Genomic DNA, 17,827 nt, shown 5'->3' on the forward strand with positions numbered 1-17,827 from the left:
GTGCTTTTTTATAACATAGGAGATCGTCATCTTACGTTCTGATTGTTCCATTTCGCCCAATTCCAGCTTCGTCAGGTGATATGATGTAAGGATTTCTCTGATTTTATCCTTTTTGCATATTGTATGTTCATATACCTGACTTCCGTAAATTGCTTACACTGACTTTTATTTTACACTTTTCTGCGTGGACTGTAGAGGGGATAAAGGGATTATATTTTTAAATCGACAAATTTCTCATATATGCAGAGAGGGAGAACTCCAGAAGATGCCTGTTTTACGTGGAAATGGAGTGGCGACTGCGTAGCGCCACATAGCCGAGCAATACCGCTCCCAACCCGGCGCTGATCACGCATGACAGATTCATCATCGCTGCACCGCCTGTTTGCAGCAAATACCCATTCAGCAGATTGCCCGCAATACCTGCGAGACCGACAAATACCATATTAAAAATACTCTGCCCGGTCGCCTGCATATGTTTGGCAGCGATACGGGACACATATTCCACTGCCGAGATGTAAAAGAATCCAAACGACAAGCCATGCAGCAATTGCACCGCTACCATGACCCACGGAACCGGAAACAGATACTGAATGCCCCAGCGCACAATATACGCAAATGCCGCGACCAACAGCATACGCTCATGCCCGAAGCGCCGAATGACACGCGCCGCGATTAGCATCGCCGGAATATTCGCTGCGGATGCGATGAACAGCCCAACACCCGCCATTTTCAGCGTGCCGCCCGCCTCTTGAAATGACAGCACAAAGTACGAGTTGAACGCCGTCAGTGTCTGATTCACCAGCAAACAGCCACCGAGAAAGCAGAGAAACATCCTATTGCCCAGCAGCGTCCGAATGCCCGCCGATAGCGATTGCGATAACACTCGACTCTCATCCGAACGGCGCGGTAACCAGAACGTCAGCGCCGCCGCCAGCAGATTGAACACCAGAAATGGAACCCAGATCAACGACACATCCAACCGACTAATATACAGCCCGCCCAGATAACTTCCCGCCGCCGTGCCAAGACTGCCCAGAAAACGAATCGCTCCATACGTCGTATACGCCTTTTGCGCCGCGACCAATGCATACGAATCCGACATCGGTGCCTGTGTTGCCGCAAACACCATCGATAACGTATATATAACCGTCAATACTAGAAAATACGGACTCTGGTAAAAGACCGACAATACCGCTGGCACTGCAACACTAAGCATTAGCACCAGCCGCATTTGTTGAAATCGGTCAACCAGCATGCCCCACACGGGTTGAATCAGAATCGAGATCAACGTCCCAATCGACATTAGCAGCCCAACCTGCGCACTGCCCTTTCCGCCATGCACCAGCATAGATGACAGATACGGATTGAACATGCCACCCGCCAACCCCGCCAGCAAATAAAACCCACGAATACGCAGCAGCGTCTGCCGCGCCTCGGCATCTACTTCCGGGCGCTCCGCAGCCTGCTTACGCACGCCCGCTTTCTCACCAAACAACGAACCCATTCCCATTTGCTCCTTTATCCAATGGAGTGCCTGCTCGTATTGGCAGGCTTTTTGTCTGTTTTCTGTACTCTGTCTATTTTCTGTAATGTGCCGTTTTGCTGTATTCTGTCTGTTTAGATTCTTATCTGTTTTCAAATGTAGTCTTCTCTATTGTTCTAATGCTTTGTTTATTGTGTGCATACAGTAAGGTTCTCATTCCATGTATCGAATGTTATTCGCTCAGATCTGTTCCCGTGCACCTGCTGTAATCGCGCCATACACTGCCCCTAGTGCTCCGGCTTCATTGCCTAGCTGTGCCGGGACAATCATACAATCAATCGGGATCAATGCTCGCGTCCGCCGCTGTAGCTCTGCCATATAATATGCCGATTCCGACACGCCACCGCCGACAACGATGCACTGCGGATTCAGCAGCGCAATGATATTCGCTAGCCCTGCCGCCATATAATCTAGCGGTTGCTCCATTATCGCCACTGCTTCTGCATGACCAGCCGCTGCCAGCTCCAGTACATGCACCGCCTGCACCTGCTCTACATTGCCGCCCGCTGCCTGCAAGACAGTATCAATACTTGGCGAAGACAAGTCGTGTTCTTGCAACCAGCGCCGCGCGTGCTCACCGATGCCCGTTCCCGATGCCAGCGCTTCAAAACGTCCAAATGCAGTGCTGCTTGCCTGCTGTGTCGCTGGTTCTCCCGGCTGGTGATCCACGACAAAGTACGAAATCTCGCCCGCCGTATAATCCGCTCCATGATACAGTTGCCCATTGATAATTACGGCGCCGCCGATGCCTGTACCGACGGTCACCATGACGAGATGACGACGCTCGGCCCCTGCTCCAAGCCAGCGTTCACCGAGTGCCGCGACATTCACATCGTTGTCGAGATACAGCACACCGTCGTAATGTGGCGCAATCCATTGCTTGAGATTGATTCCATCCAGCGGCAACGCGGGCACATGACGAATTGTGCCTTCTTCCGGGTTAACCGCACCCGGTAAGCCGATACCGATCCCTGCCAGCTGTTGCCGGGTCAATCCCTGCTGCTGCAATACTTCATCCAGCATAGCAAAGAGCCATGTCACAAAATCCGACGGTTCCGCCGTTTGCACCGTCGGTCGTTTACACCTCGCCGCAATCTGCCCGTCACGGCGAGCAAGGATAATCAGCGTCTTGGTTCCGCCAATATCAATGCCTGCATACCAATCAGAGGAAGATGTAGATGCTGGTGGGAGTATGATTCCGTTCTGCTGTTGCTGCATAATTTGCCTCCTATTTGTGTATGGATACGGGGGTACCGACAGCTAGCACGTCCTCGCGAATATGGACAAATGCACGCTGGACACCCGCCCGCGCTGCTCCGCGCATAACGGCACTGCCGCTCAGAGCGGAAGATTTCAACTGCGGCATCGCTGGTACAAACGATTGCAACGATTGCTGAAGCTGCGGAATGAACAGCTCCGCCTGACTGCCAATCGGTCCACCGAATATGATCATTTCCGGTGATAACAGCGCCGTCATCTGACTGAGCGGCAATACGAGTCGTTCCACATACTGCTGCACAATAGACTGCGCCGCTGGCTGTCCCTGTGCTGCCGCATCCAGCAATTGTTCTACTTGCCATCCATCCAGACCAGCATTCGGATGCTGTGCCGCATAATCTGCCATCAGCTCACGTAATCCTTCACTGCCAATCTGCTGCTCCAGTCGACGATGCTGACCCGATGAGCCAGCCGTCAGCGATGTAGCAGATTGTCCGATTTCACCAGCAGCTCCATGCAGTCCACGATACAGCTTATCGTCGATCATTAGCCCGGCGCCGACCCCTTCTCCAAGATACAAGTAGGCAAAATGGGCAGCGGTCTTCGCTACACCATATTGCTTTTCCGCAGCCGCTGCCAGATTGACGTCATTGTCCAGCAGCACTTCCATGCCGAGCTGCTTGGACAGTGACGTTGACGATAGCAAAGACATATATGGATTCAGCTGTGGCAATAACGTTTGAATCCGACCAGTGACCGGATCAACAACCGCCGGAATACCCGCACTGGCAAAACGAATATGCTGCGGCGTAATACTCAGCTGCTCGGCGCACTGGTGCATACGGGACAATAACAGCGATGCCAGATGCTGCTCATCGGGATTATCACCACACTCTGTCCATAACACCGGCTCACCCGCTACGACATGACCAGACAGATCAGCGATGCCAGTCGCGATGCCTTCCGGTCCAATATCTAGCACAAACAAATAAAACACATTCGCATTAAATTCCAGCACTTGCCCTTTGCGCCCTTGCTGATTGCTGTCCAGCCCAGTTTCACATATCAACTGACGATCCAACAATTGCTGTACCGCCGCTGATACCGTCGGTTTGCTAATCCCAGTACGACGGCTAATCTCTGCCCGCGACAGACCCGGGTACTGCACGATCAATTCCAGAATCAGATACTCGTTAAAATGACGAATCATCTGCGGATTTCCGATAGATGTTGGCATAGTTCCTCCTCCGTTTTCGTTTTCGTTTTCGTTTTCGTTTTCGTTTTCGTTTTCGTTTCAAATGAACATCATTCATCACAAAGAATAGCACCAAAACAAATGATTGTTTGCTGCATCGGAAGTGTGAGATCGCTATGTTTTTTTATATTAGTAAACTTTGTTTACTAATTCGGTTGGGTTTAGTATACGCCCGCTCTTTTGCGCTGTCTATTGTTATTTTCCATAAATCGTTTTTATTTTGATAGCAACGGAATCGGATGCTGAATTGGATGGGTGTTCTACTCCGGTCATTGGATCAGCTGCACCGCTTCGGGATTCGCTTGCATCACCCTTCAGGATAATGAGACAATATCATGTGCAATCCCAATGAACGATCTATTGATGCATAGGATAAACGACCATTTCGACATAAGCTACATACAGAGGAGGACTAACCTTGCAACTTCACAAAGGCGATACCTTATTCCGTCAGGGCGAAGACGGTCCACTATATCGGATCAACAGCGGATTGTTCAAAATCGTCCGGCTGCACGAGGACGGCAGTTTGTTGTTGTTCAATATTATCGTGCCCGGCGAGATGATTCCGCACCATTCGCTGATCAGTCCAACTAGCTATCACGGCACAGCTATTGCCCTGACCAACGCCGAAGTAGAAGTAGTTCACGCCGCTGATTGGTACTACCGACTAGAGCACGAGCCCGCTCTGTACCGCGAAGTAGCGACACTGATTCAGGACAAGCTGCGCATGATGCAGCAGCGCATCGACCAGCTCACTCGCACCACCCCGGCGGAAAAGCTAGAGCAGCTTCAGCACTGGTTTGCTACTTATCTCAACGATATCAGCCTCACCGATATTCTCACTCAGGACGAGATCGGTCAATTGATCGGTCTACGCCGGGAAACAGTCAATCGTTTGCTACGCGCGCAGACTCGGCAGCAATAGAACTAGGCTGCATAGAATCCTAAATAGAAACAAATTCGGCTCGTAAGCATTACGGAATGGTACTCAACTCAGCTAAACTGCTCCAATTTTATTTGAGCCAGACGATTATTTTATAAAATCAACCCTCACTTGCTCACGAAAAAAGTGGAACTCGAACACAAAAAAGCAGGCTTTCGGTTGAAAGCCTGCTTTTTCTTTACGGTTGGATTCACTATGGTTCGATTCAGCAAACCGTCTATATCGCAGTCTCTCACAATGTTGCGGAGACTCCGACTGCATACGCTGCCTCTCTCCCATCAGCTATCCAGTCCTGCGCTTAACGCACTTCCATATGCAGATCGCCCGGCTTTGCCCAGCCGATCTTTTTCAATACGCCGTACAGCGCCAGTGTAATCATCGCTGGCAATACCATCCCGATCAGCACGTATACCGTAAATGCACCCGCACCCTGAATCGCCAAAATATTCAACGGCGCAATCAACGAGTTCAATCCCAGACCTGCCAATTCGTAAGATGCTTGGAAATGGAACAGCAGCGTTGCAATCGGGGCGCAAATAATCGCGGAGATAAAGGTCGGAATGACCAAGCGCGGATTTTTGACCAGATTCGGGAATTGCACTTTCGGTGTGACCAGAAACTGAGCGATAAAGCCGCCCGCGTCATTTTGCCGTACCGACATCAGGGTAAACCCGACAAATTGCACAGTACAACCGATCAATGCCGCTGCACTGGATACCGGGTCTAATTTGAGAGCAATCGCAATCGCTGCCGACGATGCCGGAGACATGAGCAAAATACTCCACACGAGCGAGATCGCCATCGGTGCCAGCAGTGGATGACCTTGTACCGACGTCGTAATCGCCGCGCTGATCGTCGTCAGTAGCGGCGTCACCACTGCCGCTAATCCCGCACCGACCAGACCGCCGACAAAGACCGCACCTAGCGGAATCGCCATCATATCAAGCTTCGTGCGTCCGGTAATTCGTTTCCCTACGTATGTAGCTGCCGCAGCTGCCAGCACCGCGCTGATCGGCTGCCCGGTTACGAGCGTCATGCCGCCATCTGAATTTATATGCAGAGCTGCGCCGCCAATCGTACTTGCCGCCATTGCACTGAACAGGACGAGCGAGTTGCCGCCCAGCTGGTATGCAATGCCCGCGCCCAGTGCCGGTGCTAATAGCAACTTGGTTACTGTACCGATGGACACCAACGTATCCCAGCCCAAAAATTTGCCAAACGTTTCAAACAACAACCCGATCCCCAGCGTCACGAGAACCGCGTTTGCCATGCCTGCCGATGCCTTATACATGCGGCTGATGAGATACTCCTTCATTTTACCGTTTCCCCTTTATGCCAGTTCTACATGATGCAATTCCTTCCATTCCGATCCAACGGTGACATCAAGGAAATACATTTGCGTTCTGTAATCCTACATCAGCGATTTAACGCTGTAAACTATCATTTTTCAGAAAATACAGCAAATACACAAAATTTTCGCAATTTCATGCACATTCACAATTTCGACCAGAAAATACAAAAAAGCCGTCCCCAAGATGGACGGCTGATCAGACTTGCATGCATCAAGCCTGCTTCATGTTGCATCTTCCGTTGGCAAGCCGGTTCCAGGCGCCCAAGTGTTTCACCTCGAATCGGCTTGTCTGACGGATATGCAATTAAACGCTCGCGCTAAATAGGCTTCCGATGCCCATTTGTGCAAAGCTACGTTCTCTGGCTTCTTGTTGCTCTTGCTCTTTCGCCTTTTTGGCTTCACTGTTTTGCATTTTTTTCATAGCATCCAGTGTTGCTTCTTCGGTCGATTTCGGCTCATCCGTTGCGCTCGTTTGCTCGGTGGATGTGCTGTCTGTTGTGCCGTCGGACGAGCTGCTGCTGGAACCGGAACTTGCTTTTGCCTGTGCGATCTGGCGTTCAATCTGTTGAATTTGCTGCTGAATCTGCTTGATCTGTTGCTCCGTATCCGAACTTGTTTTGTCTGTGCCGGATTGAAGCTTGGTCAATTGGGTTTGCAGCGTTGCTTTTTGTTTTTCCAGCGCGGCCGTGTTGCTGGAAGATTGGGTCGATGAATAGGCCGACGCCGTTGTTGACGAGGTGGATGAAATGTTCATGGGAAAACTCCTCTGCTCCGTAGAATAACCCTCGTCTTGTTCCAGAATTCCCACTTTATTTATCGGCAGAATATGGTTGTTTATGTATATGAGGTTGGTTGAAAATCGGAAATTGGTGCAACAGTCGCTGCGGAAAGGAATAAGGGGACGTCCTCGGGTGGAGCCGCGGGAATCTTTGAATGGAGGAGAGAATGAAGATTCCCGCCCCTCCAAAATCGTCCTTTCCCCTTATTTCCTTTCCTCCGCTTTGTGCTGAAGCCAATATTCGATTTTAGCAGGGGAATTTGGCAGGGAGAGAATGGGAGTGGGAGTTCATGCATGCGGAAATTTTTACTTTTTTGAGTCGAGTAGGAGAAGTAATTAGGTGGGGATTGTTAATGTTTTGGTTTTAAGTTGTGGGTGTAGGTTACGTAAGGGTTAGGAATGTATATTGAGTTGGGAGGGTGTTTGGGATGAGTGGATTTGTTGAGGGTTTGCGGGAGGTTTATTTTGAGGATGATGGGGTTATTCCGAATTCGGGATTGCCTGTTTTGATGTATAGAGAGGTTTTGAAGGATCGGTTGGGGGATGTGGAGGCGGTTTTTAATGGGAATGGATGGTTGAATAGTTGGGTCAATGGGGTGTTTGGATATCATCATTATCACAGCAATTCGCATGAGGTGCTGGGGGTTGTGAGTGGCGAAGTGACGGTGCAGTTGGGCGGCGAGCAGGGGCAGGCGTTTACGCTGGTTGCTGGGGATGTGGTAGTGCTGCCAGCGGGAACGGGGCATAAGCGGTTGGAGGCTAGTGAGGATTTTCGGATTGTAGGGGCTTATCCGGGTGGGATGTCGTACAATACGCGTACTGGTGAGACAGGGGAATATGAGCAGGCGTTGGGAGAGATTCCGCAGGTGCCTTTGCCGGATACCGACCCGGTGTTTGGAGTAGATGGACCGTTGGTTCGGTTGTGGCGTGGGGAGAATTGAGGGTACAATTCGTGGGAGTCGTTATGGTGTAAGGAACCGCTCAGCATGGATGAGCAGGAATCCTTATATAGTGTACGTATAAAATAAAGACCCGATAGAGTTTGGACTCTGTCGGGTCTTTGGCGTTAGATCATGTGGAACCTTTTATTAAAACTTGAATTTGTCGACCATACCGCTGAGGCGTTCGGCGCTTTCGTTGGTCTTCTCGACTTCGGTGGATACGTTGCCTGCTTTTTCGAGAATGGCTTGGGCGGCTTCGGCAATTTCTTCGGTGGCGTTGGCGGATTCGTTATTGGACAGGGCGATTTCGTGGATCGCCTGTGCCAGATTTTGTACGGATGCGCTCAATTGTTCACTTGTCGCGCTGAATTCGCTCACCATGCGGTCGATGTCGCTCGCGTCTTGCATATAATAGTCGCTCGTCTTCTGCATCATATCGTAGTCGGCTGCGATCTCGGTAGTCAGCAGACCGATCAGGCGACCAGTGTATTGTTGCAGATTGTTGACAGAATCAACCACTTCTTCGGTGATGCCTTGAATTTGACCGACGGTATCGCGTGATGCGTCGGCAAGCAGGCGGATTTCGTTCGCTACGACAGAGAAGCCTCTGCCCGCTTCACCAGCACGTGCAGCTTCGATAGAAGCGTTCAGTGCAAGCAGGTTGGTCTGCTTCGTAATTTGCAAAATGGATTCGCTCAATGTTTTGATCATTTCGACCGATTTGGATTGCTCCATCGCTTCTTCTAGTCCCGATTTGATCTCATTGTAAGCTGTACCTGTATTGGCAATAGACGTCGTCAACTTCTCTTTCAATTCGGTAGCACGCAGATTGATCGCGTTGGCGTTCTCGGCTCCTTCTTGTGCACCACGGGCAATCGTTTCAATCGCCGTCTCAAACTCACGGGTGGATGCACTGATCTCCTGCGTCGATGCGGCAGTTTCTTCCATGCCTGCGGACATATTTTGCGTCGTTGCCGATACATCCTGAATGCTAGTAGACATGTCGTTAAATACACTGTTCGTATGCGCGTTGACAGAGCGCAATTGCTCTACTTCGCCGGAGACAGCCGTAATCATCGCACGAGTCGATTGCTGCATCTGATTCATCGCTTGCAGCAGTTGACCCGTTTCGCCGTTCAGATGCTTGTATTTCTCCGGAATTTCGGTGGAATAGTCACCTGCGGACATACGTTTCAGACCGGAAGATGCCAGTTGTACTGGGCGGATAATACCGCGTACAAGCAGGAACATGATGGTCAGTGCTACGATCAGGCTGATCACAGTTACGAGAATCATCAGCACGATCATCTCGTGAACGCGTTCCATATAGATGCTAACCGGCTGCATGGTCACGACGGTCAAACCAAGATCGCCGTCTTTTTGGAATACAGCCATATAACGCATGCCATTGATCGTTACAAAGCCGTTGCCGCTAGTGTTGGATTGAACCTGCGCATACATGCCTTCGGTATCGACTTTGCTCAGATTCAGCTTCATGACTTGCGATTCGTCTGGAGAAGCAACGACATCGCCATTGGCATTCAATACGATCGTATTCAGCGTATCGCCATCGCCTTTACGGACAACATCCTGTAACAGGACGTTGACATTCAGCGGAGATGCGAATACGGTTGGTTGGTTGTTGGTCGTGCCATTGGCTGCCGCAACGACATTTCCGATTACGATCACGGACGAGCCGGATACCGGAGATGTCATAATATCGCTAATGAATGGACCCGGATTTTGTTGTACTTTGGGATACCATGGGTCTTTTTCGGCTGTCGGTGTATAACCGACCGAACTGCCGCCGATTCCATCTACGTACAGCGCACCGTTATGCATGAAAAAGATATTCTCATACAAACCGCCGGAATCTTGCAATTTCTTCGTTATGTTCTCGCGAATGCGACTCAATTCTTCTGTATTCGGTGTACCTGTGCGATCCAGATTGTTGAAGAAGTCTACGTTGTACGGATCGTTCACAACGGATTCTGCTGCATTTTGTTGGGATTTGATGATGATGTTTAGTTCTTTAACTTTTTCGCTAACAACACTGGATAGTGACTGCATGTTGGATTGCTCATACGATTCGGTCATCCGGTAACCGACGATCAGCATAACCGCGATCATTGGAATTACGATACAGAGAGCCGAAATCCCCAGTATCCTCACGAAAAGACTGCCTGACCATTGCTTGAATGTACTCATAATATTGATGTTCTCCTTTGTATCTTCTATCTAAAATATGCTGTATACTTTCCGCCTATGCGTCGTCCGTCACAGAAACAATGAATATAGTCACTAGTATATGTTCAAGATTGTAACCTTGGTAGTGGTTCTTTAAGACTATATATCTGTTTATATCCTAAATAGCTTGCATTGAATCATTATTTCGATTTTAAGTAATTAAATTTTATAAAACATATTAATTTTCATGCTAAATAAGTCTATATATACATAAATAATCCGTTGTCAGCTGAAGGTAACCTTAAAATTAGCTAAAATATATTATTTTTCGCGTTTTTTTGCGTCTGAACAGAAACCGCTGGGGAAACCAATCGTATACACACGGTAAGATTACTGAAGGAGGTTATTCATATGGGTCTGATCAAGAGTATTATCAAACAAGTCATGAATTCCAAATCTTCCAAAAAACATAGTCATCGTTCCTATAGCAGCAGCGACCGCTATCGTCGTGGTGGTCACCACAACCAGTATAATCACAATCATTACAAGCGTCGTGGCAAAGGTAGCTCCTACAGCAGCAGTTAACGGATTGCATCTTTTGCTCTATAGACCGCATCCCACAACACAACATGGCATGACAAAAAAGCAGCCTCTCCCTCATCCAAAGGAGAAGCTGCTTTTTTTATATAGTCTACTTTGTACTTCACACTTCATTTCACTTCACTTCACTTCACTTCACTTCACTTCACTTCACTTCACACTTCGCACCAGCATGTCGATTGGCGACGTGCTGGTATGCTCCAACCAGCTGTATATTTTTACAACACTATTCTTCACGTATCCGCATCTAGTAAAGACAATGCCTGCCGCAGATCTGCCTGTATGTCTTCCAGCCGATCATACGGCGTATCCGCTTGAAGCAGCCGCCGAATCAACTGGTGAGTATAGGGATGAATGTCCAATTGCTGTTCCCAGCTGGCATTGTCCAGTAGTGGCTCTGATTCCGGTCTGCCTGTTCCATGACGATGTGTATTATCTTCCCCCTGCGCAACCGTTACCAATCGCTGCTCGTCAAAGCTGCTATACAACATATATAGCAGCAGATGACCCATCCCGTAAAAGTCGCTACGTACATGCAGTGAACGGCGAATCACTTTCTCCTGCTCATCTCCACTGACCAGCTCGTCCAACTGCTGCACAAGCGCTGGTGGCTCATCCTGATGCCATGTGAGCCCGAAGTCGATCAATTGAATCCGTCCTTTATCCCACAGCACATTGGACAGACTAATATCGCGATGCACCATCTGGCGCTCATGCATTTGCTGTACCAGTTGAGACAACTCCAGCATGAATTGCAGCGATTCCCGTTCTGTAAAAGAATGTTCTTGCTCAAATAGCAACTCGCCCATGTTATACCCGTTCATAAACGACATAACCAAACAACGCTGCTTACGATACACAAAATGATCCAGCAGTCGCGGCATCTGCGGATGATCCAGCGCCTGCATGGCACGTAGCTCGCGGTCATAGATCAGCTGCGCCCGATGATCGCCGCCGCGCAGAGGCTGGATCGTTTTCAGTACCACGTTTTTGCTATTATCAGACAGATCAAGGCACATATACGTAACGCCGTAGCTGCCCGTACCGAGCCGCCCTTCCACCTCATAACGCCCGTGAATGACCATGCCCGGCATAAAATGTCGCTCCTGCAACCAGCGGGACAGATGCCCAACCATTCGCTGTAATGCTCTCAACGCTCAACCAGCCTTTCTCTTTTGCAACATACGACCGTTTATTTCGGCAGCTTGCCCTTGTCCGTCTTCGTGCGGAACTTGCGATACAGCTTGCTGATGCTCTCCGGGGTCACGTCAATACCGCGCTCATACGCATACTTGACCGAATAACCTAGCGCCAGCGTGACCGATCCAGCGATACCGGCAGCGGCAACCGTCCCTGCGCCTGGGAACAGCTTCACCACCTGTGCAAACAACGTCCGTCCCAGATTCCCAACGATGGAAGCGATAACGATCTCCTTCGCCGCCTCGCGACTAAGTGGACGCTCATACAGCGTTGCCAATCGTGTAAGCAGCCCGATCTGGATCGCTGTCAGCGGAATAATGTCTGCACCCGGCAACGGAGCCGCGCCAATCGCTCCTGCGGACGTAGCTGCGCCGATGATCCATTTGTTGGCGACCGATGATTTTTCTTTGATCGTGCGGGCGAAGACGATGTCCTTACTTTTTTTTTTGAGCAAATCGAGAATGGCGTAGCGTAACTTCTCAATATTCTCGCCCGTGCGCGACGATACCGGAATCACCTCATAACGGTCGCCCGTTTCTTGCCGAATCCGGCGAACCAGTCGGTCGATCTCTTCGGCAGCGTCGATTTTGTTCAAGACGATCAGGATATCGCTGTTGATCTTCTCCAACGCTTCCAGCGACTTCTTCTCCGCTTCAGAAAAGACCGTGCCTGCGGCATTAAGGAAAAATAGCACCACATCCGTTTTGCGATAATATTCGCGCGTGCGCTCGGAATTGGCTGTATTCACATCGTTCAAGCCGGGCGTGTCGATCAGGATGATTTTGTCGCGATATGGATATTCCCGAATTTGAGTCGTCTCGCCCGGCTCCGCGCCGACACCGGCAACCTCGTCACCGATAATACGGTTAATGGTGGACGATTTGCCTGCATTCACATCACCGACCAGCGCGATCAGCACCTGCTGCTCCATCTGGCGGTTAATCTCATCCATTTCCTGATCAAATGCTTGATCCGCCCGGCGTCCGATATCCGCCTTGAGCTGCTTGTCCTTGAGATTCACGATGACTCCTCCGTCCGTTAAATAACTGAATTGGCTATAATTGATGCAAGACGATATGATGCAGAACGATATAGTGTGTGAAGCAATGGATCACATCTCAAACCGATTTTCTTCACTCTCGCTCATTTACTCCCAGTTTTCCAGTACCAGCTTACCAATCGTACTGCCGGATTCTAGCTGGGCATGGGCTTCGCGCAGATTAGCAGCGTTGATCGGTTCCAGTCGCTCCGATTCGGTACTGTGGAATATACCTTCATCCACCAGCAAAGCTACCTTTTGCAAAATACGCTGTTGCTCCTGCATATCCGCTGTTTCGTACTTGGCACGGGTGAACATGAACTCCCATGCAAATGAAGCACTTTTATCCTTGAGCAATCCAAGATCGACCGGCTCTGCCGTCTCCACAATCGAGCAGATACGTCCCTGCGGCGCAATGACTTCCGCCATGCCCTGCCAGTGCTGATCCGTATGATTCAGACAGAAAATATAATCCACTTCGCCGATGCCTAGCTCCTTCAGCTGTGGCAAGAACGCCTCGCGGTGACTGATCACATGCTCCGCACCGTGCGCCAGCGCCCATTCTTCCGTTTCCGAGCGTGATGCAGTGCCGATGACGGTTAAGCCCGCCTGACGCGCAATCTGGGTAGCAATGGAGCCAACACCACCGGCGGCGTTGATAATCAGAATGCTTTTACCTGTATTGTGCGCCGGATTTTCCGCTATACCAAGCCGATCATGAATGCCTTCCCATGCGGTAATTGCTGTTAAAGGCAATGCAGCTGCCGCGGCAAAATCCAGTCGCTTCGGCTTGTGCGCCGCAATCCGGTAATCGACCAGATGATACTGACTGTTGCCGCCCGGACGTGTCACACTACCGGCATAATACACTTCATCTCCCGGCTGAAATCCTTCCACTCCACTGCCTACCTGCTCTACGATACCAGCAACGTCCCAGCCGAGAATACGCGGCTGTTCCTCTACTTTATCCTTAGGCGCACGTAGCTTCGTATCGACCGGATTCACCGAGATCGCCTTCACCTGTACAAGCAGATCATGATCACCGGCAACCGGCTTGTCCACCTGCACATCCTGCAAGCTCTCTTCGTTCTCAATCGGCAAATACTGGGTGAGCCCTACCGCTTTCATTACAGTCATCATGGTATCCTCCTCTAATTTCCGTTCTATCTATGTGTAGCGGCATATACGCCAATGCATACTATCTATTTTCATTGTAAAAGAATAGCGACCCGCCAAACAATACAGTACGTTGTATAATACCCTTTTTTGCTATGGATGATGCCAACTTTTCCAAACTGGTACTTGGAATGGTGATACTGTTCTGACATTGTTCATTTTGCGATGCGGCTTATCTGTGATTCCACTGTTGCTGCGCAGGTCTGTGTTCCGCTGATCTCACATGCTACAATGCCAGTGTTTACAGGCGGTCTGATAACGACCACATTCCAAGGGACAGGAGTTGAAGTAGCCATGATCAAGTTATCCGTATTTACCGTATGTACGCCGGAGCTGACACCGGAGCAGCTCATCCAAGCAGCAGAAGCAGCAGGCATCCAAGGCATCGAATGGCGATATGCAGGTATTCCGCAAGAGGCTACGAAGGAAGCACCTTCCTTTTGGCGAAATAACCGCTGCTCCATCGATCCGCAAGGCGATGCGGCCATAGTAGATACCATTCGACAGCAAACAGACAAGCATCGCATACGTTCCATTGCACTCGTGCCATATGTAAAATGCGGCGATCTGGATGCGGCGGCACAGGCATTTGCTACTGCCAAACAGCTGGATGTGCAGATGATGCGAGTTGGCGTGCCATCCTACAATGGGGAGCGGCATATAGAGGATTTGCAAGAGGAAGCGGTGCGTTATCTGGATGCGATTCAGGATATGGCGCAACAGTACGGCATCAAGGCGCTGGTGGAAACGCATCACGGCACAATTGCCCCAAGTGCTTCGCTCGCATTGCGATTAGTAGAGCGCTTCAATCCGGCGCACATCGGCGTACTGTACGATCCGGGCAATCTCGTACACGAAGGGTATGAGCATCATCGCATGGGTCTGGAAATGCTCGGTCCGTATTTGGCGCATGTCCATGTCAAAAATTCCGCCTGGCAGCAGCAGAATGGACAATGGCAAAGTGACTGGGCACCGCTAAACGAAGGCATCGTGCGCTGGGCGCCTATCGTACGACATTTGCAACAGCTTGGGTACGATGGCTATCTTGGTGTGGAGGATTTTAGCGGTCAATGGGCGGGTGAGACGATGTTGCGCCATTTTACCGATACATTTCTGGCGCTACTACGGCAGGATCACGAACAGGAGGCGTTATTATGATGCAACCATCTGTAAGAGTCGGCGTGATCGGCATTGGTAATATGGGTAGTACACATGCACGCACCTTGCTATCCGGTGCGATTCCAGGTGCAGAGTTGACAGCAGTATGCGATATTCGCGAAAGTATGCGCACATGGACACAAGAACATCTATCGGAACAGGTTACGTTCTGGAGCGACTCCATCCAGATGATGGAGTCTGGTACGGTGGATGCAGTCATTCTCGCCACTCCGCATGACGATCATGCGCGGCAGGCAGTGATTGCATTTCAACATGGATTGCATGTACTGGTCGAGAAGCCCGCCGGGGTGAGTACAGCGCAGGTACGGGAAATGAACGAAGCGGCGGCGGCACATCCGCAAAGCGTATTCGCCATCATGTACAACCAGCGCACCAACCCGGTCTATGCCAAGCTGCGCGAGCTGATTCAGTCCGGTGAAGTAGGACAGATACGACGCATGAACTGGATCATTACGAACTGGTATCGTCCGCAAAGCTACTATAATTCTGGTGGCTGGCGTGCTACGTGGGGCGGCGAAGGTGGCGGTGTGCTGATCAATCAATGTCCCCATCAACTCGATCTGCTGCAATGGACGACCGGGCTGATACCGGAGCGCATCCGTGCCTTTTGCCGATTCGGACATTATCGCGATATTGAGGTCGAGGACGATGTGACCGCCTATCTGGAATATGCTAACGGAGCGAGCGCCGTCTTCATTACGACAACTGGCGAAGCACCGGGCACGAATCGATTTGAGGTGACTGGCGAACGCGGGAAAATCGTCATCGAAGACGATCAATTGACGTTCTGGCGGCTGCGCGAGCCGGAACCGCAATTCAATGCCCGCTACACTGGTAAATTTGGCAGCCCGGAATGCTGGCAATGCGATATTCCAATCAGCGAACAGGAAACCGGGCATCCCGGCATCATCCGTAATTGGATCGAAGCGATTATTACTGGCAGTTCTCTGTTGTCACCCGGGGTGGAAGGTATTAACGGATTAACGCTGTCCAATGCAATGCTGTTGTCTACATGGACAGACGATTGGGTGCAATTGCCGCTGGATGAGCAAGCCTTTGAGCAACAGCTGGAGCAGCGACGTCAGCAATCGGTATATCAGCCCGGACAGATCGTATCGGACGATACCGCTACACCTGCCGATCTAAGCGCGACATACAAATAACCGATTGAGATATGCAACATGCAAGTTCATCAATAGCATTCCATACGGAAAGGAACGATCTGGATGAGCAAGGATGGCATGTTTTACGCACCGACTACGGACTATCATCATGAGCCTGCATGTGCACCCGGCGAATTCGTCTTCGCGGCGGTGGCGTTAGATCACGGACATATTCACGGCATGTGCGCGGAGCTAGTCAATGCAGGGGGGACGCTGAGATGGATCTACGATCCTGATCCACATCGCGCTCAATCGTTGCAAAACAAACACCCGCAAGCGCGTATCGCCCCTTCGCTGGAAGCGGTGCTGCATGACGACGACGTTCTGCTCGTAGCAGCGGCAGCGATCACCTCGGAACGCGGTCCGCTCGGTATGCGTGTAATGCAAGCGGGCAAAGATTATTTTACCGACAAAGCCCCGTTTACCACATTGGAGCAGCTAGTAGAGGCGCGCATTGAAACGGCGCGCACCGGACGCAAATATATGGTCTATTACAGTGAGCGATTACATCAGGAGAGCGCGATCTACGCGCTTCAACTCATCCAGCAGCAAGCGATTGGCAAGGTGGTGCAGATTATGGGCACCGGACCACATCTGCTGGCAGCACAGCGACGACCGGACTGGTTTTTCCGACGGGAGCAATATGGCGGTATTCTGTGCGATATCGGCAGTCACCAGATTGAACAGTTTCTCACGTTCAGCTCGTCGCTGGATGCACAGATTAATTTCAGCCGGGTGGCTAATTTTCATCATCCGCAATATCCCGAACTGGAGGACTTTGGCGAAATCTCGCTGACCGGCAGCAGTGGCGCCTCCGGGTATATGCGTGTCGACTGGTTTACACCGGATGGGCTAGGGACATGGGGCGACGGACGGATGACGATCCTCGGCACAGACGGCTATATCGAGTTGCGCAAATATATCGACGTAGCGCGCGAACCGGGTGGCAATCATGTATATCTGGTGAACCATGAGGGTGAATATCATTTTGACGTATCGGGTAAGGTCGGCTATCCGTTCTTCGGTCAGCTGATCCGCGATGTGCTGGATCGTACCGATCACGCGATGACACAAGAGCATGCGTTCAAAGCGGCGGAAATTTGCCTACTTGCCCAGCAGCGTGCTTGGAATCGTCCCAATCCGATGCAAGGCTTTACCGATATCGAAGCCAATGGAACGATAACTCCACAATCTACGAACTAAAACCAATGGCAAATCCGGCAAAAGGTCTGTTCCTCCTCAGATGACATGCTA

At 50.5% G+C, this 17,827-nt stretch carries 15 protein-coding genes; 6 read left to right on the forward strand and 9 right to left on the reverse strand.

The annotated features are described in order from the left end of the window. Nucleotides 1-274 precede the first annotated feature (274 nt). The 3 genes from ACDE64_RS22120 to ACDE64_RS22130 all read right to left on the reverse strand — a co-directional run bounded on the left by ACDE64_RS22120 (nucleotide 275) and on the right by ACDE64_RS22130 (nucleotide 3,998). Nucleotides 275-1,504, reverse strand: a complete 1,230-nt coding sequence (locus ACDE64_RS22120) for an MFS transporter (RefSeq protein ID WP_411348330.1) — start codon at nucleotides 1,502-1,504, stop codon at nucleotides 275-277. Between the two features lie 219 nt (nucleotides 1,505-1,723). After that, complete coding sequence (locus ACDE64_RS22125; protein ID WP_411348331.1) at nucleotides 1,724-2,761, reverse strand: ROK family protein; 1,038 nt, start codon at nucleotides 2,759-2,761, stop codon at nucleotides 1,724-1,726. Nucleotides 2,762-2,771: 10 nt separating this feature from the next. Beyond that, nucleotides 2,772-3,998 carry an ROK family transcriptional regulator gene (locus ACDE64_RS22130; RefSeq protein ID WP_411348332.1) on the reverse strand — a complete coding sequence of 409 codons (1,227 nt, stop codon included), beginning with the start codon at nucleotides 3,996-3,998 and terminating at the stop codon, nucleotides 2,772-2,774. A gap of 436 nt (nucleotides 3,999-4,434) precedes the next feature. On the opposite strand from ACDE64_RS22130, the gene ACDE64_RS22135 reads away from it, so the two are divergent. Next, on the forward strand, nucleotides 4,435-4,941 hold the full coding sequence (locus tag ACDE64_RS22135) for a Crp/Fnr family transcriptional regulator (RefSeq protein ID WP_411348333.1): 507 nt from the start codon (nucleotides 4,435-4,437) through the stop codon (nucleotides 4,939-4,941). Nucleotides 4,942-5,257: 316 nt separating this feature from the next. Here ACDE64_RS22135 and ACDE64_RS22140 read toward each other — a convergent pair whose 3' ends face one another. Both ACDE64_RS22140 and ACDE64_RS22145 read right to left on the reverse strand, forming a co-directional pair. Further along, entirely contained in the window at nucleotides 5,258-6,274 is a 1,017-nt protein-coding gene (locus tag ACDE64_RS22140) for a PTS transporter subunit IIC (protein ID WP_411344224.1), read from the reverse strand. Between the two features lie 340 nt (nucleotides 6,275-6,614). After that, nucleotides 6,615-7,064 carry a FlxA-like family protein gene (locus tag ACDE64_RS22145; RefSeq protein WP_411344225.1) on the reverse strand — a complete coding sequence of 150 codons (450 nt, stop codon included), beginning with the start codon at nucleotides 7,062-7,064 and terminating at the stop codon, nucleotides 6,615-6,617. Nucleotides 7,065-7,516: 452 nt separating this feature from the next. On the opposite strand from ACDE64_RS22145, the gene ACDE64_RS22150 reads away from it, so the two are divergent. Further along, the gene (locus ACDE64_RS22150) at nucleotides 7,517-8,029 is read left to right on the forward strand and encodes a cupin domain-containing protein (RefSeq protein ID WP_411348334.1); all 513 of its coding nucleotides are present in this window, start codon (nucleotides 7,517-7,519) and stop codon (nucleotides 8,027-8,029) included. A gap of 147 nt (nucleotides 8,030-8,176) precedes the next feature. Here ACDE64_RS22150 and ACDE64_RS22155 read toward each other — a convergent pair whose 3' ends face one another. Next, on the reverse strand, nucleotides 8,177-10,237 hold the full coding sequence (locus tag ACDE64_RS22155; RefSeq protein WP_411348335.1) for a methyl-accepting chemotaxis protein: 2,061 nt from the start codon (nucleotides 10,235-10,237) through the stop codon (nucleotides 8,177-8,179). Nucleotides 10,238-10,627: 390 nt separating this feature from the next. Here ACDE64_RS22155 and ACDE64_RS22160 point away from each other — a divergent pair, with 390 nt between their 5' ends. Further along, the gene (locus ACDE64_RS22160; protein WP_411348336.1) at nucleotides 10,628-10,801 is read left to right on the forward strand and encodes a hypothetical protein; all 174 of its coding nucleotides are present in this window, start codon (nucleotides 10,628-10,630) and stop codon (nucleotides 10,799-10,801) included. A 248-nt stretch (nucleotides 10,802-11,049) separates the two neighbouring features. Here ACDE64_RS22160 and ACDE64_RS22165 read toward each other — a convergent pair whose 3' ends face one another. From ACDE64_RS22165 to ACDE64_RS22175, 3 genes are all read right to left on the reverse strand, one after another. After that, nucleotides 11,050-11,970: a serine/threonine protein kinase gene (locus tag ACDE64_RS22165; protein WP_411348337.1), complete on the reverse strand. Its 921-nt coding sequence runs from the start codon at nucleotides 11,968-11,970 to the stop codon at nucleotides 11,050-11,052. Between the two features lie 38 nt (nucleotides 11,971-12,008). Beyond that, the gene (locus tag ACDE64_RS22170) at nucleotides 12,009-13,037 is read right to left on the reverse strand and encodes a GTPase (protein WP_411348338.1); all 1,029 of its coding nucleotides are present in this window, start codon (nucleotides 13,035-13,037) and stop codon (nucleotides 12,009-12,011) included. Nucleotides 13,038-13,163: 126 nt separating this feature from the next. After that, nucleotides 13,164-14,192, reverse strand: coding sequence for a zinc-binding alcohol dehydrogenase family protein (locus ACDE64_RS22175; protein ID WP_411350371.1), 1,029 nt, complete (start codon nucleotides 14,190-14,192; stop codon nucleotides 13,164-13,166). Nucleotides 14,193-14,525: 333 nt separating this feature from the next. Between ACDE64_RS22175 and ACDE64_RS22180 the strand changes: the two genes are divergently transcribed. The 3 genes from ACDE64_RS22180 (at nucleotide 14,526) to ACDE64_RS22190 (ending at nucleotide 17,776) form a co-directional block, all read left to right on the forward strand. Then, on the forward strand, nucleotides 14,526-15,389 hold the full coding sequence (locus tag ACDE64_RS22180; protein WP_411348339.1) for a sugar phosphate isomerase/epimerase family protein: 864 nt from the start codon (nucleotides 14,526-14,528) through the stop codon (nucleotides 15,387-15,389). Next, nucleotides 15,389-16,573: a Gfo/Idh/MocA family protein gene (locus ACDE64_RS22185; RefSeq protein WP_411350372.1), complete on the forward strand. Its 1,185-nt coding sequence runs from the start codon at nucleotides 15,389-15,391 to the stop codon at nucleotides 16,571-16,573. The genes ACDE64_RS22180 and ACDE64_RS22185 overlap by 1 nt, the downstream gene beginning before the upstream one ends. A 63-nt stretch (nucleotides 16,574-16,636) precedes the next feature. Continuing rightward, nucleotides 16,637-17,776 carry a Gfo/Idh/MocA family protein gene (locus ACDE64_RS22190; protein WP_411348340.1) on the forward strand — a complete coding sequence of 380 codons (1,140 nt, stop codon included), beginning with the start codon at nucleotides 16,637-16,639 and terminating at the stop codon, nucleotides 17,774-17,776. Nucleotides 17,777-17,827 lie beyond the last annotated feature (51 nt).

Origin of the sequence: Paenibacillus sp. WLX2291 (genome assembly GCF_046603665.1) — a bacterium.
In the GTDB taxonomy this organism is placed as follows: domain Bacteria; phylum Bacillota; class Bacilli; order Paenibacillales; family Paenibacillaceae; genus Saccharibacillus.

Bases quoted from the DNA above. Each gene is read 5' to 3' on its own strand.
- ACDE64_RS22180 (WP_411348339.1), top strand. From the start codon at position 14,526: ATGATCAAGTTATCCGTATTTACCGTATGTACGCCGGAGCTGACACCG.
- ACDE64_RS22160 (WP_411348336.1), top strand. From the start codon at position 10,628: ATGGGTCTGATCAAGAGTATTATCAAACAAGTCATGAATTCCAAATCT.
- ACDE64_RS22185 (WP_411350372.1), top strand. From the start codon at position 15,389: ATGCAACCATCTGTAAGAGTCGGCGTGATCGGCATTGGTAATATGGGT.
- ACDE64_RS22150 (WP_411348334.1), top strand. From the start codon at position 7,517: ATGAGTGGATTTGTTGAGGGTTTGCGGGAGGTTTATTTTGAGGATGAT.
- ACDE64_RS22130 (WP_411348332.1), bottom strand. From the start codon at position 3,998: ATGCCAACATCTATCGGAAATCCGCAGATGATTCGTCATTTTAACGAG.
- ACDE64_RS22125 (WP_411348331.1), bottom strand. From the start codon at position 2,761: ATGCAGCAACAGCAGAACGGAATCATACTCCCACCAGCATCTACATCT.
- ACDE64_RS22145 (WP_411344225.1), bottom strand. From the start codon at position 7,064: ATGAACATTTCATCCACCTCGTCAACAACGGCGTCGGCCTATTCATCG.
- ACDE64_RS22175 (WP_411350371.1), bottom strand. From the start codon at position 14,192: ATGACTGTAATGAAAGCGGTAGGGCTCACCCAGTATTTGCCGATTGAG.
- ACDE64_RS22190 (WP_411348340.1), top strand. From the start codon at position 16,637: ATGAGCAAGGATGGCATGTTTTACGCACCGACTACGGACTATCATCAT.
- ACDE64_RS22155 (WP_411348335.1), bottom strand. From the start codon at position 10,237: ATGAGTACATTCAAGCAATGGTCAGGCAGTCTTTTCGTGAGGATACTG.
- ACDE64_RS22120 (WP_411348330.1), bottom strand. From the start codon at position 1,504: ATGGGTTCGTTGTTTGGTGAGAAAGCGGGCGTGCGTAAGCAGGCTGCG.
- ACDE64_RS22140 (WP_411344224.1), bottom strand. From the start codon at position 6,274: ATGAAGGAGTATCTCATCAGCCGCATGTATAAGGCATCGGCAGGCATG.